The sequence below is a fragment of the Ferrovibrio sp. genome, assembly GCF_046297895.1.
Classification (GTDB): Bacteria; Pseudomonadota; Alphaproteobacteria; order Ferrovibrionales; family Ferrovibrionaceae; genus Ferrovibrio.
Map to the genome: position 1 here is coordinate 393,814 of NZ_JBKBHC010000002.1, position 12,695 is coordinate 406,508.

The following is a 12,695-nucleotide window of genomic DNA, read 5'->3' on the forward strand; positions in this document are numbered from 1 at the left end:
CATCTTACGGCAGTCCCGGACCGCGCCTGATTTAAGGTGGAAAAGGAATCAGGGAACGCTCTCGCGCCGGCATGATCAAATGGATCGACATCCTCTCGCCCCGGCTACGCCACCTACATCGGGACTGGCTGCATTTCCGTGCCCATAACCTGATGCCGGCCGTGGCGGATTATAACGGCTTTGCCCGTGTCGAAGCGGTGGCGTCCATTCAGCAATACAGCGCCATGGTGATCATGCCTGCCGTCGGCGAGCCGCAGTTCAAGCATGTGGGCGACGGCCTGGGCGGCGTATTGCCGGCCTGCAGCAGCGGCATGCGGTTCAGCGATCTGGCATCGCCGGTGATGCGCGCCGCCCTGACTGGGCCGTTCCACCGCATCGCCACCAGCCGGCAGCCGGAAACGCGGCGCGGCAACACGCGCGGCGGCGAGACATCCGATTACGAAATGCTGCTGCTGCCGTTTTGCGACAGCCGGCTGCGGGTCTGCATCATCCACGCCGTCTACGACCTGGCCGGCATCGACTGGAAAAGAGCTTTGGTATGAAAGAGCCCGCCATCCCCGAAGACGAAGAGTATCGCCTGGCGGCACTGCGGGCGTTGCCGCTGCTGGATACGCCGCCGGAACCGGATTTCGACGCCCTGGTGCAGCTCGGGCAGGCCATGTTCGATGTTCCGACCTGTCTGGTCACCCTGGTCGACAGCCAGCGCCAGTGGTTCAAGGCGCGGGCCGGACTCGAAGCCGCCGAAACGCCGCGTGCGCATTCCTTCTGCGGCCACGCCATCCTGCAGAACCGGGTCATGGTGGTGCCGGATGCGACCGAGGACGAACGGTTCCATGATAATCCACTGGTGACCGGCGTGCCCTTCATTCGGTTCTATGCCGGCGCCCCGATCCAGCTGCCCAGCGGCTATACCATCGGCACCGTCTGCATCCTGGGGCCTGAACCGCGCCGGGATTTCGGTGCCGCGCAGCAGGATCTGCTGGCCAAGCTGGCGATGCTGGCGCTTTCCGCCATCACCCTGCGCGCGTTGCGCAGCAATTTCGACCAGGCGCGCCGGGAAGCCGACCGGCGCCGCCTGCTGGTGCTGGCCAGCCCGGTGCCTCTGGCGCTGGCCGATGCGCAGGGCCGGCTGGAGGTGTTCAACGAAGCCTTTGCCGCACTCTGCCTGCGCCTGCCTGAGGAGGGCGGCGCCGTCGACAAGGCGCTGGGCTTCGGCCAGTGGCCGCCGGCCGCGATGGCCCGCAACGGATCGGACATGGCGGTGCTGACCTTTGCTGACCGCGACGTCCGGCTGGCGGTCTACCGCGATCCTGAAGGCTACATCCTGAGTCCTGCGCCCGACGGGCTCTGAATCGGGGCATGGCCGAGGCCGCCGCGCCCAGGCGGCCCCGGCGTTGCGCGCCGGGGAACGGCTGCTACGATCCTGCCCAGGCAGCCCGATTCGCGGCTGCGTTGCATGGGTTAACCCTTCCTTTGCCGCTTTGCGCTAGTACCCGCAGAATGCCGTCGCGTTTTGTCCTCATCCTGCTTCTGTCGCTGGTTGCCCCGCCGCTGGCGCCGCAGGCCGCATGGGCCGATGACGCGCCCCCGCCGGTGGCAGAGAAAGGCCCCGATTCCGGCCTGCCGCTGCCGCGGTTCGTCAGCCTGGCCGCCGACAAGGTGAATGCGCGCACCGGGCCGGGCTCGCGCTATCCCATCGCCTGGCAGTACCAGCGCCGCGGCCTGCCGGTGGAGGTGGTGGCGGAATACGAATACTGGCGCCGCATCCGCGACCATGACGGCACCGAGACCTGGGTGCACAAGAACCTCACCTCGGGCAAACGCTTCGCCGTGGTCGACGGCACGGTGCGCAGCCTGTTCAAGAAGCCCGACGCCGCCACCGACGTGCTGCTGACCGCCGAGCCCGGCGTGATGGCCCGCCTGCGCAAATGCCCCGATCTGGCCTGGTGCCAGGTGGAGATCGCCGGCACCAAGGGATGGATGCCGCGCAGCCATCTCTGGGGCCTGTATCCCAACGAAGTCTTCGACTGACCTGCGGCATCGCGCCACGGCGCGGCGCGGCAGCCGCCGCCCTATCTTGCCCGCCATGGCCGATCACAACGACAGCGACAGCACCTACGAACAGCGCCAGGCCCGCCGCGCCCAGATCGCGCCCGGCCATGCCGTCGGCGTGACCGAGGCGATGGTGCATGACGTGGTGCATGCCTTCTACGGCCGCATCCGCACTGACGCCATGCTGGGGCCGATCTTCGAGGGCGTGATCAGGGATAACTGGGATCACCACCTGGCCAAGATGTGCGACTTCTGGTCGTCGGTGCTGCTGATGACCGGGCGTTACGATGGCCGGCCGATGCCGGCGCATATCCGCATCGATGTCGGGCAGGGCGCCGGCCTGACTGACGCGCATTTCGCCCATTGGCTGGAACTGTTCCGCGCCACGGTGCGCGACCTCTGCCCGCCGGATGCGGCCGCGCTGTTTGAGGATCGCGCGCAGAAGATCGCCGCCTCGCTGCTGCAGGGCGTGCAGTTCAGCCGCGGCCAACTGCCCGACTGGCTCGGGCCGGTGAAGAGCGAACCCGCCAAAGACTCGGCGTGAGGCACCATCAGGCGTGAAGCGGAGGTCCGTCTTTCGCGTAATGCACCATGCGCTGGCCCGGCAGCAGATCATAGGCTGACTGCCAACCTGGAAGACCGGCAATGCGATCCAGCCAGGCGCGGATTCCCGGATGCGTGACGGCGAAATCGTAGCCCGTCTCATCAGCCGGGAAATGCAGATAGGCCATCATCGAAATATCGGCCACGGTAAAACCAGTTCCGGCCACGAAGGCCGAAGACACCACCTGCTTTTCCAGGATCCCGAGGAAGTCATCCAGCCGGCGGCGGAAATATGTCAGCACATGGGGATCGGGTTTCGGCGTGAAGCTGCGCATGAAGCGATAGGACGCCATATAGCCGGTAAGCTTATGATTGTCCCAGAACAGCCAGCGCAACACTTCGTATTTCTCGGCCGCCGTGCCTCCGCCGAACTTGCCGTATTTCTCGGCCAGTTTCATCAGAATCGGTGCGGTTTGGGTTAGCTTGACACCATCTTCCTCCAGCACCGGAATCTCACCCATCGCATTGATATTGGCGCGCCATTCGGCCGAACGCGTCACGCCGCCAGCGAAGTCGGTCCAGACCGGCTCAAAATGCTGGCCACAGAGTCTCAGCATCAGCGCCAACTTGTAGCTGTTTCCGGACTCCGGAAAATAATGCAGACGATAAGACGGCATCGCGGATTCCTGTCAAGAACGAATGTACTTGTGAGAAGAACATTTGTTCTGTACAGTATACTCGAACGAGGCAATGTCAACATGCATGACAATATGGCCATCTCAGATCGTCAGCAGGCGCTGATGGAAGTGACACTTCGCATTATCGGGCGACTGGGTGTGGATGGCGTGACACATCGCGCGGTTGCCGCCGAAGCCGGGTTGTCACTCGGCGCGATCACTCATCACTTCAGTTCGCGTGACAGCCTGGTGGAGGCCGCCTTGCACTACGCCTTGGCGCGTGAAACTGGGCGTCTGCGCGCGCTTAGCCTGTCACTGCAGGATCACGTGATGGATATCGATGCCTGGATCGGCGCGCTGGCTGCGTGGTATGCCCGAGAACTGAAGACCGATGCAGAGGTACATATCGCCTGCTATGAGGCTTTTCTGGCTGCGGCGCGCAGCCCGCGCTACCGCGACATTATCCAGCAATGGTTCTTCATATGGCAGCGTAGCGCCGAATTGGCCCTGAAGGCCGCTGGTTCGACGCGGCCTCAGCAGCATGCCGAGCTCTTTGTTTCCGCACTTATTGGCTTAGTCCTGCAGCAACTGGCCGCGCCGCGCCGCAACTTCCGCCGCGATGCCGTAGCGCTGCTGACCGGGCTGGTCGACGGCCTGCTCGGTCGGCGCTGAGCGCTAATATAGCCGGCTCTTGTAGCTTTCTTCCAGATTGGCATCGGCCGCTTCGGCATCCAGCCCGCCCACCTGGTCGGCGATCACGCGGCCCAGCGTGGGGAAGGCATCGCGCGGCACCCGGCTTTCCGGCTGCCACAGGCCGGAGCGGATCATCGCCTTGCCGCAATGGAAAAACACCTCGCGCACACTGATCTTCAGCGCCGAAGCCGGCAGCTTGCCCTGCACCGCCAGCGGCGCGAGCAGGGCCGCGTCCGTCACGATCCCGGCGCGGCCATTCACGCGCAGGCTTTCGTTGATGCCCGGCACCAGAAACAGCAGGCCGACATCTGGGCTCTGCGTCACGTTGCGAAGCGAGTCGATCAGGTTGTTGCCGCGCCGGTCAGGCAGCAGCAGCGTGGCATCGTCGATCACCTGCACGAAGCCCGGCGCATCGCCGCGCGGCGAGGCATCGGCGCCATCCGGCCCGTGGGTGGCCAGCACCACAAAGGGCGAGAGGGCGATGAAGGCCCTGGCGTGTTTGTCCAGCCGGCTAAGGATTTTCTTCTGCACCAGCTCGCTGGGCTGATCGTAGCAGCCGCGCAGGTCGGATTCACTGGAAAGAACGGTCATGCTGGGCTCCTTGGTCGGCGCCCAGCATAACGGTTTCCGGGATTTAGGCGAAATCCTTCGCCAGACTGTCGCGCACCGCGTCCGGCATCACGGCGATATGGCCGTAATTGGGATGCTCCACCGCCAGCAGCACGCGCGTGCCGGGCTTGCGGAAATCGGCGATCTGCTCCGCCGTGAAGGGGAAGCGCAGGAAATGTACGCTCGAGGTCTTGCCGTCCTCGCGATTGCGCTCGGCATCGTCCTCGGGCACGGCCTTGATCTTGTGGCCGCCGAATTCCAGCGTGATCATCTGGTCGATGTTGGTGAGCTGGGCCAGAATGATCGGCCGGCGCGCCGCATCCTCCACTTCGATCATGAAGGTGGCCACCAGTTCGCGGCCCTTCGGGATCAGCGGCTCGTAGGCGCGCAGTTCATCTTCGAGCTGCTCGGCGCCGCCCTTCTCGATGAACAGCATTTCCTGGATCTGCCACCACATGGTGGCGTAGTTCTCGAAATAGAAGGTGCAGAACGGGCCGACGCCGACGCGGCGGTTCTTCTTGATCGCCACCACCTCGGCGCGCTTGTCCTTGCGCACCCTCTGGAATTCGTCCAGCGGCAGGATATCGGCGTGGGTGATCGTGGTCTTCAGTGCCATATACACATCATCCTCCTGAAAGCGCGAAGCCCCTCCGCCCCCTCAGCAAAAAACTCAGATCAGCCCATAGGCGCGGGCAAACAGCTCGACCGGATGCTCGGCCTTGGCCGGAAGGTTGAAGCCGTCCTTGTCCTTGCCTTCGCGCTCCATGCCCTGACGGATATGGATCGCCGCCAGCGGGCATTCGGAGGCGATATGCGCCTTGTTTTCCTTCACCGCCGTGCGGGCGACCGGCTTGCCCACCTTCATGCCGACCTCGAAGAATTCCTTGCGCACGCCCCATGAGCCGCCATGGCCGGCGCAGCGCTCGATCACGGCCAGGTCCTGGCCAGGCTTCATCTCGGGGATCAGCTTCATCAGCTCGGTGGCTTTCGCGCCCATATTCTGCGCGCGGGCATGGCAGGCCAGATGCAGCGTGACGCCGCCATCCAGCGGCTTGAGCCCCGGCGCGAGGCCTTCCTTCTTGGCGATGTCGACGATGTATTCAGAGATGTCGAAGGTGGCCTGGCTCAGCTTCTTCACCAGCGGATCGTTGGGCAGAATGAGAGGCCATTCGAATTTCAGCATCAGCGCGCAGCTCGGCACCAGCGCCACGATGTCGTAGCCCTGGTCGATCAGCGGCGCGAAGGCCTCGGCTACCGCGCGGGCCTTCTTCGCCACATCGGCGATATCGCCCTGCTCCAGCCGCGGCATGCCGCAGCAGCCGGGATATTCCACCCGCAGCTCGACGCCGTTATGAGCGAGGATCTTCTGCGCCGCGATGCCGATATCGGGGTTGTTGTAGTTGCCGAAACAGGTGGCATAGATCGCCGCCTTGCGTTTGCCATAGCCTGGCGCGGCGGAGTTGACCGCGGCCGGTTCGGACTTGGCCCGCGCCACCAGCGTCTTTGCATTGAATTTCGGCAGCTCGGCATCGCGATGGATGTCGGCGACCGCTTCCATGATCGGCCGGGTCAGGCCGTTGCCGCGCTCCGACGCCCAGTTGGCGATGGGCGCGACCAGGCCGGCCAGCTTGCCGTTGCGGTCGGTCTGCGAGAGCTGATCGCCGACGGCATCCTTGTGGCCGTGATGCCGCTCGGCTGCGCGGTAACGCAGCATCAGATGCGGAAAGTCGAGATTGAACTCGTGCGGCGGCACATAGGGGCACTTGGTCATGTAGCACAGATCGCAGAGCGTGCAGGCATCCACGATCGGCTTGAAATCCTTCGAATCCACCTCGTCCAGCTCGCCGGTGGGCGAGGCATCGACCAGGTCGAACAGGCGCGGAAAGGAATCGCACAGGTTGAAGCAGCGGCGACAGCCATGGCAGATGTCGAGCACGCGCCGCATCTCGGCGTCGAGCTTTTCCAGATCGTAGAAATCGGGATTCTGCCAATCCAGCGGGTGGCGGATCGGCGCCTCAAGGCTGCCTTCGCGCATGGAAAACTCCGGAATGCGGGTGCGTCTAACGCGGAACTGCCCGGACGGCGCGGAATCGCTTCGGCGCCGTCCGGATCGTTACGTCACCTGATGCGCGGCGATCAGCCGAGCGTGTCGAGCGCCTTCTGGAAGCGGCCGGCATGGCTCTTCTCGGCCTTGGCCAGGGTCTCGAACCATTCCGCGATTTCGTCGAAGCCTTCGTCGCGGGCGGTCTTGGCCATACCGGGATACATGTCGGTGTATTCGTGGGTCTCGCCGGCAACGGCGGCCTTCAGGTTATCGGCCGTGCCGCCGATCGGCAGATCGGTGGCCGGGTCGCCGACTTCGGCCATGAATTCAAGATGGCCATGGGCATGGCCGGTCTCGCCTTCCGCGGTCGAGCGGAACACAGCGGCGACATCGTTGTAACCCTCCACGTCGGCCTTCTGGGCGAAGTAGAGATAACGGCGGTTCGCCTGGCTCTCGCCGGCGAAGGCTTCCTTCAGGTTGGCGTGGGTCTTGGTGCCTTTGAGTGCGGGCATGGCTGGTCCTCCTTGTTCTTCCCTGCAAACCGCCGGGACCGGGTTGGCCCCGGGGCGGGCGCCCCGCTCTGGCCCCCCACTGCCAATGGGGGGCAGCGGGACAGAGATTCGGGACGCTGCGGATTATGGGCCCGGATGTCGGGGTGTCAAGGTGGTTTGGAATAATTCTAATTTATGACGGCTCGACACCGTCTCGGCCGTTCCGGACGGCGCGGTTAGTCTTCCAGCCGCACGATCACGTCGACCCGGGCGATCCTGGCGCCATCGGGGGCGGAGGGCAGGCGGGCCACGGCGACCTCGGTTTCCGGGATGTCGCGCAACTCGCCGGTGCGTTCGTAATAGAAATGGTGATGGGCCGACAGGTTGGTGTCGAAATAGGCCCGGCCGGCATCGACCGTCACCATACGGAGCAATCCTGCGGCGGTGAACTGGTGCAGGCAGTTATAGACCGTGGCCAGGGACAGCCGGGCGCCGCGCTCGGCCGCCTCGCTGAACAGGCTTTCCGCGGTGACATGCCGGTTGCCGCGCGAAAACAGGATTTCGGCCAGAACCAGGCGCTGGCGCGTGGTGCGCAGGCCGGCGGCCCGCAACTGCTCGGCGGCGGCCCGGAAGCGGGGTTCGATCACCTTGGTCATGGTTTGCATATATAGCAGTATCGAGCCGCCGGCCACAGGAATGTCATATCTGGCCGTTCCCGGCCGTTTTTCCACGCTGCCGGCTGTACAAGCTCCTGGCCGTACAGTTGTAACAAAGTGCAACGAAACTGTTGCGACCCGCCCCCGGATCACTACATTGTGGCCGGAAGGCGAAGGCAGGTCCGATAGTTATGGCCCGGAAGCCGCGGCATAGCCGCCGCATCCGGCGCTGCGGCTGCCGGGAGGATCGCCGGCAGAGATCGGGCCCGACCCGCATCGGGCGTTGCTAAAGGGTTGAGGGTTTCCCAAAGTGGAACAGAAGAACAGTTACAGCTACGAGGAGCTTCTCGCTTGCGCGCATGGCAAGCTGTTCGGCGAGGGCAATGCCCGCTTGCCGCTGCCGCCCATGCTGATGCTGGACCGCATCGTCAAGATCGTCAGCGATGGAGGCAAATACGGCAAGGGCGAGATCGAGGCCGAACTCGATATCAAGCCCAACCTGTGGTTCTTCCCCTGCCATTTCGAAAACGACCCGATCATGCCGGGCTGCCTGGGCCTGGATGGCATGTGGCAGCTGGTCGGCTTTTTCCTCGGCTGGATGAAGGCGCCCGGAAGGGGCCGTGCTCTCAGCGTCGGCGAGGTGAAATTCTCCGACATGGTGACGCCGACGGCCAAGAAGATCACCTACAAGATCGATATCAAGAAACTGCTGCTGCGCAAGTTCGGCATCGCCATCGCGGATGGCACCATGTATATCGACGGCAAGCCGGCTTACGAATGCAAGGACATGCGGGTCGGCGTATTCCCCGATGGCATGGCGCCGGCCGCGACGTAACAGCCGGCAACAGGCTGCGTCAGTTTATCAAACGGGTGCATTGACTGCGGCTGCCGGACCCGCGCGATCGGCGATCCGGCCCGTATCCTGAGGAGTTTCACGCCCATGCGTCGCGTCGTCGTTACCGGTATCGGCATCACTTCGTCCATCGGCAACACTGTCGATGAAGTCGCCGACAGCCTGAAGGCCGGCCGTTCCGGCATCGTGTTCGCCGAGGACTACGCCCGGCTCGGCTTCCGCAGCCAGGTGCATGGCACGGTGAAGATCGATCTGGAAGCCGCCATCGACCGGCGCCAGAAGCGTTTCATGGGCGATGGCGCGGCCTATGCCTATCTGGCGATGGAACAGGCCATCGCCGACAGCGGCCTGGAGCAGGGCGATATCGTCAATCCGCGCACCGGGCTGATCGTCGGATCGGGCGGCGCCTCAACCAAGAACCTGGTCGCCGCCGCGGACATCGTGCGCGAGAAGGGCGGCCCGAAGAAGATCGGACCCTTCATGGTGCCCCGCACCATGTCGAGCACCTGCTCGGCGGTGCTGTCCACCGCCTTCAAGATCAAGGGCGTCAATTATTCGATCAGCTCGGCCTGCTCGACCTCGGCGCATTGCATCGGCAATGCCGCTGAACTGATCCAGCTTGGCAAGCAGGACGTGATCTTCGCCGGCGGCGGCGAGGAGCTGGACTGGACCTTAAGCTGCCTGTTCGACGCCATGCCGGCGATGAGCTCGGCCTATAACGCCACGCCCGAGAAGGCCTCGCGCGCCTATGACAGGGATCGCGACGGTTTTGTGATCGCCGGCGGCGGCGGCATCGTGGTGATGGAAGAGCTGGAGCATGCCAAGGCGCGTGGCGCCAAGATCTACGCCGAGCTGGTCGGCTATGGCGCCACCTCCGATGGTGCCGACATGGTCGCGCCCTCGGGCGAGGGTGCGGTGCGCTGCATGCAGATGGCGCTGGCCGAAAGTGCGCGCGGCAGCAATGCGCCGATCGACTATATCAACACCCACGGCACTTCGACGCCGGCCGGCGACATCACCGAGCTGAACGCCATCCGCGAGGTGTTCGGCGAGGCCGTGCCGGCAATCAGTTCGACCAAGTCGCTGACCGGCCACAGCCTGGGCGCCGCCGGCGTGCAGGAAGCCATCTACAGCATGCTGATGATGCGCGACAATTTCATCGCCGCCTCGGCCAATATCGAAAACCTCGACCCGGGCGCCGAAGGCTTCCCGATCGTGCGTGAACGCCGCGATAACGTGACGCTGAACCGCGTGATGTCGAATTCCTTCGGCTTCGGCGGCACCAACGCGTCGCTGGTGTTCCAGCGCTACGAAGCCTGACCGCCTCTTTCCGACCATAACAAAAACCTCATTCCCTTCCGGATTCCGAAATGACCGAAATGCGCGCGTTGATGAGTGGCAAGCGCGGCCTCATCATGGGGGTCGCCAACGATCACTCGATCGCCTGGGGCATCGCCGACATGCTGCACCGGCATGGTGCCGAGCTGGCCTTTACCTTCCAGGGCGAGGCCTTCGAACGCCGCGTGCGTCCGCTGGCCGAGAGCGTGAATGCCAAGGCCGTGGTGCCGTGCGACGTCGAGGACGAAACCTCGATGCGCCAGGCCTTCGAGAAAGTGGGCGCGGCCTTCGACAACCAGATCGACTTCGTGGTGCATGCCATCGCCTATTCCGACAAGGAAGAGCTGAAGGGCCGCTATCTCAACACCACGCGCGGCAATTTCAGCCGCTCGCTGCTGATCTCCTGCTATTCCTTCACCGAGGTCGCACGCCTGGCCATGCCCTACATGAGCAAGGGCGGTTCGCTGATCACGCTGACCTATGAAGGCAGCACGCGGGTGATGCCGAACTACAACGTGATGGGCGTGGCCAAGGCGGCGCTGGAAGCGAGCGTGCGCTATCTCGCGGTCGATCTCGGCCCGCAGAATATCCGGGTGAATGCCGTATCGCCAGGCCCGATGCGCACGCTGGCCGGCTCGGCCATCGGTTCGGCCCGCGCCACCTTCAAGTTCACCGCCCAGCACAGCCCGCTGCGCCGCAATGCCTCGCTTGAGGAGGTTGGCGGCGCCGCGCTGTTCCTGCTCTCCGACCTGGGCGCCGGCGTCACCGGCGAGGTCGTGCATGTCGATTCCGGCTTCCACGCGCTCGGCATGCCGAACCCGGCCGACCTGCAGAACGGCGGCAACGGCAACGGCGAAGGCTGACCCGACCAGGGCCTGACCGGCCGGACGTTACCGTTTTGTAATTTCCATTTCAGAACTGGGGTTTCTATCCTGCCGGTATGGATTCCGGTCTTGCCTCGCTGATCGGGGATATCCCCGATCCAAAAATACGCCTCGTCGCGCAGCATTGGCTGAATCTATACCGTCAGGCGGGCGGCATTCCGTCTTTGCGCCTGATCGATCCTCTTCAGCTGCATCAGGCCCTGCCCGACACCTGGATCCTCGACCTGCATGACGATGGCATGCCGAGCATCCGCCTGGCCGGCGAGACGCTGGCGGACTGGTTCGGACGCAGCCTGAAAGGCCTGCGGCTGGATGAAGTCTACAATGCCCAGATGCTGCCGCTGATGCTCGACATGGTGCGCCGGGTGACCGATACGCCGGGTATCCTGCTGCAGCATGCCAGCAGCACGCCCGCTACGCGCAGTTTCGCCGTGCCGTTCGACCGCCTGATCCTGCCGCTCTGCGACGACGCCGGCGCCATCCGCCACGTGCTTGGTGTCTCGGTATTCAGCAGTCGCGACGGGCATGGGCATGGTCCCGAGCGGACCAGCATCGAAACCGAGAAACTGTATCGGGTGGGCCCGGCGATGACCGAACACGCCGCCTGACGCGGTTCAGCCCAGCGCACTTTTCAGCACGCGGAACAGCCGCTCCACATCATCATCGGTGTTGTAGACATGCGGCGTCACCCGCATGGACTGGCCGCGCACGCTGACAAACACGTTGCCTGCCGCCAGCCGGACCGGCAGGTCGGCCGGCACGCCGTTCTTGAAACGCAGGCCGAGGAAATGGCCGGCGCGTTTCTGAACTGGCGCCGAGCCCAGGCCAAATTCCTCGCGCGCCCGTGACGCGATCATGGCGGTGCGCGATGCCAGCGTGGCCTGAATGTTTTCCACGCCCCAGCCGAGCAGCAGTTCAAGCGCCGCCTTCGCCGCCGGCATCAGGGCGAAATTGCTGCGCTCGCCCACATCGAAACGGCGCGCGCCGGGCTGGTAGTCGGTCTTGTAATCGACCAGGCCGGCGAAATTTTCCGAATCCCGGCGCGCGATCCAGTTCTGCTCGAACGGCATCGCCTGCTGCCAGCGCCTTGCCACATAAAGATAGCCGAAGGAATACGGCCCCATCAGCCATTTGTAGCCGCCGACGGCGAGGAAATCCGGATCGATCGCCTGCACGTCGAACGGCAGTGCGCCAAGCGACTGCGTCGCATCGATCACCAGCGCGGCGCCGACGTCTCTGCAGGCCTGGCGGATCGCCACCAGGTCGAGCAGGCCGCCATCGGTCCAGTGGCAATGCGGCAGGGCAACGATGGCCGTTTTCGCGTCGATGCGCGCCAGCACCGCCGCGGTCCAGTCGTCGTCGGCCGGGCGCGGCACCTGCATATGGGCGGCATTGGCCGCGCGGGCTTTTTCCATCCAGGGATAGACATTGGACGGAAACTGCTCGGCCAGCGTCAGCACGCTCTGCCCCGCCTGCAGCGGCAGGGCATGGGCGGCCACCGCAAGGCCGTAGGACGCTGCCGGCACCAGCGCGATATCCTCGGCCGTCGCATTCACCAGCCGCGCAAACAGCCCGCGCACGATCTCGGTATCGGTGAAGAAATCCTGCGGCGTCACCTGCCAGGGCCGCGCCTTGCGCGCCATGCCGGCCTCGCCGGCCGCCACCACCGGCCGGGCCAGCGGCGACATATAGGCGCAGTTCAGATAGGCGATATCGTCGGGGATATCGAAGAGGGCGCGTTGCGAAGGCAGGATCTGTGTTGTCATGGCCGAAGCTTAGCGGCGCGGCCACCGCGCTGGCCATGGCCGGGAAATGTATGGCGACAATTTTGCACCGGCCCGGGACTGGCCCTGCC

The 12,695-nt window shown here is 64.6% G+C and carries 16 protein-coding genes; 9 read left to right on the top strand and 7 right to left on the bottom strand.

Going from position 1 to position 12,695, the window contains the following annotated elements; translation table 11 throughout:
* The first annotated feature begins 71 nt into the window (after nucleotides 1-71).
* From ACK4FK_RS04480 to ACK4FK_RS04495, 4 genes are all read left to right on the top strand, one after another.
* Nucleotides 72-542 (top strand): hypothetical protein, encoded by a 471-nt coding sequence (locus ACK4FK_RS04480; RefSeq protein WP_409741689.1) that lies wholly within the window; start codon nucleotides 72-74, stop codon nucleotides 540-542.
* Nucleotides 539-1,351 (top strand): GAF domain-containing protein, encoded by an 813-nt coding sequence (locus ACK4FK_RS04485; RefSeq protein WP_409741692.1) that lies wholly within the window; start codon nucleotides 539-541, stop codon nucleotides 1,349-1,351. Before ACK4FK_RS04480 ends, ACK4FK_RS04485 begins: the two co-directional genes overlap by 4 nt.
* A gap of 149 nt (nucleotides 1,352-1,500) precedes the next feature.
* Nucleotides 1,501-2,031: an SH3 domain-containing protein gene (locus ACK4FK_RS04490; RefSeq protein ID WP_409741695.1), complete on the top strand. Its 531-nt coding sequence runs from the start codon at nucleotides 1,501-1,503 to the stop codon at nucleotides 2,029-2,031.
* A gap of 55 nt (nucleotides 2,032-2,086) precedes the next feature.
* Complete coding sequence (locus tag ACK4FK_RS04495; protein ID WP_409741698.1) at nucleotides 2,087-2,596, top strand: group III truncated hemoglobin; 510 nt, start codon at nucleotides 2,087-2,089, stop codon at nucleotides 2,594-2,596.
* Between the two features lie 7 nt (nucleotides 2,597-2,603).
* Here the strand turns inward: ACK4FK_RS04495 and ACK4FK_RS04500 are convergent, their stop codons facing one another.
* On the bottom strand, nucleotides 2,604-3,272 hold the full coding sequence (locus ACK4FK_RS04500) for a glutathione S-transferase family protein (RefSeq protein ID WP_409741700.1): 669 nt from the start codon (nucleotides 3,270-3,272) through the stop codon (nucleotides 2,604-2,606).
* A gap of 81 nt (nucleotides 3,273-3,353) precedes the next feature.
* Between ACK4FK_RS04500 and ACK4FK_RS04505 the strand changes: the two genes are divergently transcribed.
* Nucleotides 3,354-3,944 carry a TetR/AcrR family transcriptional regulator gene (locus ACK4FK_RS04505; protein WP_409741701.1) on the top strand — a complete coding sequence of 197 codons (591 nt, stop codon included), beginning with the start codon at nucleotides 3,354-3,356 and terminating at the stop codon, nucleotides 3,942-3,944.
* Between the two features lie 3 nt (nucleotides 3,945-3,947).
* On the opposite strand, the gene ACK4FK_RS04510 is transcribed toward ACK4FK_RS04505, so the two are convergent.
* From ACK4FK_RS04510 to irrA, 5 genes are all read right to left on the bottom strand, one after another.
* The gene (locus ACK4FK_RS04510; RefSeq protein ID WP_409741704.1) at nucleotides 3,948-4,556 is read right to left on the bottom strand and encodes a pyridoxamine 5'-phosphate oxidase family protein; all 609 of its coding nucleotides are present in this window, start codon (nucleotides 4,554-4,556) and stop codon (nucleotides 3,948-3,950) included.
* Between the two features lie 43 nt (nucleotides 4,557-4,599).
* Nucleotides 4,600-5,190 (bottom strand): DUF3501 family protein, encoded by a 591-nt coding sequence (locus ACK4FK_RS04515; protein WP_409741707.1) that lies wholly within the window; start codon nucleotides 5,188-5,190, stop codon nucleotides 4,600-4,602.
* 54 nt (nucleotides 5,191-5,244) lie between these two features.
* Entirely contained in the window at nucleotides 5,245-6,609 is a 1,365-nt protein-coding gene (locus tag ACK4FK_RS04520; protein ID WP_409741710.1) for a heterodisulfide reductase-related iron-sulfur binding cluster, read from the bottom strand.
* 101 nt (nucleotides 6,610-6,710) lie between these two features.
* The gene (locus ACK4FK_RS04525; RefSeq protein ID WP_409741713.1) at nucleotides 6,711-7,130 is read right to left on the bottom strand and encodes a rubrerythrin family protein; all 420 of its coding nucleotides are present in this window, start codon (nucleotides 7,128-7,130) and stop codon (nucleotides 6,711-6,713) included.
* A 215-nt stretch (nucleotides 7,131-7,345) separates the two neighbouring features.
* A complete protein-coding gene (irrA, locus tag ACK4FK_RS04530; RefSeq protein ID WP_409741716.1) occupies nucleotides 7,346-7,765 on the bottom strand; it encodes an iron response transcriptional regulator IrrA in 420 nt (139 codons plus the stop codon).
* Nucleotides 7,766-8,075: 310 nt separating this feature from the next.
* Here irrA and fabA point away from each other — a divergent pair, with 310 nt between their 5' ends.
* The 4 genes from fabA (at nucleotide 8,076) to ACK4FK_RS04550 (ending at nucleotide 11,448) form a co-directional block, all read left to right on the top strand.
* Nucleotides 8,076-8,600, top strand: coding sequence for a 3-hydroxyacyl-[acyl-carrier-protein] dehydratase FabA (fabA, locus tag ACK4FK_RS04535; RefSeq protein ID WP_409741719.1), 525 nt, complete (start codon nucleotides 8,076-8,078; stop codon nucleotides 8,598-8,600).
* Between the two features lie 105 nt (nucleotides 8,601-8,705).
* Nucleotides 8,706-9,938 (top strand): beta-ketoacyl-ACP synthase I, encoded by a 1,233-nt coding sequence (gene fabB, locus ACK4FK_RS04540; RefSeq protein ID WP_409741722.1) that lies wholly within the window; start codon nucleotides 8,706-8,708, stop codon nucleotides 9,936-9,938.
* 50 nt (nucleotides 9,939-9,988) lie between these two features.
* Nucleotides 9,989-10,819: an enoyl-ACP reductase gene (locus ACK4FK_RS04545; RefSeq protein WP_409741725.1), complete on the top strand. Its 831-nt coding sequence runs from the start codon at nucleotides 9,989-9,991 to the stop codon at nucleotides 10,817-10,819.
* A 77-nt stretch (nucleotides 10,820-10,896) separates the two neighbouring features.
* Entirely contained in the window at nucleotides 10,897-11,448 is a 552-nt protein-coding gene (locus ACK4FK_RS04550) for a PAS domain-containing protein (RefSeq protein WP_409741728.1), read from the top strand.
* 6 nt (nucleotides 11,449-11,454) lie between these two features.
* On the opposite strand, the gene ACK4FK_RS04555 is transcribed toward ACK4FK_RS04550, so the two are convergent.
* Nucleotides 11,455-12,606 carry an aminotransferase class V-fold PLP-dependent enzyme gene (locus tag ACK4FK_RS04555; protein ID WP_409741731.1) on the bottom strand — a complete coding sequence of 384 codons (1,152 nt, stop codon included), beginning with the start codon at nucleotides 12,604-12,606 and terminating at the stop codon, nucleotides 11,455-11,457.
* Between the last annotated feature and the right edge of the window lie 89 nt (nucleotides 12,607-12,695).

Coding starts and splice junctions, on each gene's coding strand:
- ACK4FK_RS04480 (WP_409741689.1), top strand. CDS start 72: ATGATCAAATGGATCGACATCCTCTCGCCCCGGCTACGCCACCTACAT.
- ACK4FK_RS04485 (WP_409741692.1), top strand. CDS start 539: ATGAAAGAGCCCGCCATCCCCGAAGACGAAGAGTATCGCCTGGCGGCA.
- ACK4FK_RS04490 (WP_409741695.1), top strand. CDS start 1,501: ATGCCGTCGCGTTTTGTCCTCATCCTGCTTCTGTCGCTGGTTGCCCCG.
- ACK4FK_RS04495 (WP_409741698.1), top strand. CDS start 2,087: ATGGCCGATCACAACGACAGCGACAGCACCTACGAACAGCGCCAGGCC.
- ACK4FK_RS04500 (WP_409741700.1), bottom strand. CDS start 3,272: ATGCCGTCTTATCGTCTGCATTATTTTCCGGAGTCCGGAAACAGCTAC.
- ACK4FK_RS04505 (WP_409741701.1), top strand. CDS start 3,354: ATGCATGACAATATGGCCATCTCAGATCGTCAGCAGGCGCTGATGGAA.
- ACK4FK_RS04510 (WP_409741704.1), bottom strand. CDS start 4,556: ATGACCGTTCTTTCCAGTGAATCCGACCTGCGCGGCTGCTACGATCAG.
- ACK4FK_RS04515 (WP_409741707.1), bottom strand. CDS start 5,190: ATGGCACTGAAGACCACGATCACCCACGCCGATATCCTGCCGCTGGAC.
- ACK4FK_RS04520 (WP_409741710.1), bottom strand. CDS start 6,609: ATGCGCGAAGGCAGCCTTGAGGCGCCGATCCGCCACCCGCTGGATTGG.
- ACK4FK_RS04525 (WP_409741713.1), bottom strand. CDS start 7,130: ATGCCCGCACTCAAAGGCACCAAGACCCACGCCAACCTGAAGGAAGCC.
- irrA (WP_409741716.1), bottom strand. CDS start 7,765: ATGACCAAGGTGATCGAACCCCGCTTCCGGGCCGCCGCCGAGCAGTTG.
- fabB (WP_409741722.1), top strand. CDS start 8,706: ATGCGTCGCGTCGTCGTTACCGGTATCGGCATCACTTCGTCCATCGGC.
- ACK4FK_RS04545 (WP_409741725.1), top strand. CDS start 9,989: ATGACCGAAATGCGCGCGTTGATGAGTGGCAAGCGCGGCCTCATCATG.
- ACK4FK_RS04550 (WP_409741728.1), top strand. CDS start 10,897: ATGGATTCCGGTCTTGCCTCGCTGATCGGGGATATCCCCGATCCAAAA.
- ACK4FK_RS04555 (WP_409741731.1), bottom strand. CDS start 12,606: ATGACAACACAGATCCTGCCTTCGCAACGCGCCCTCTTCGATATCCCC.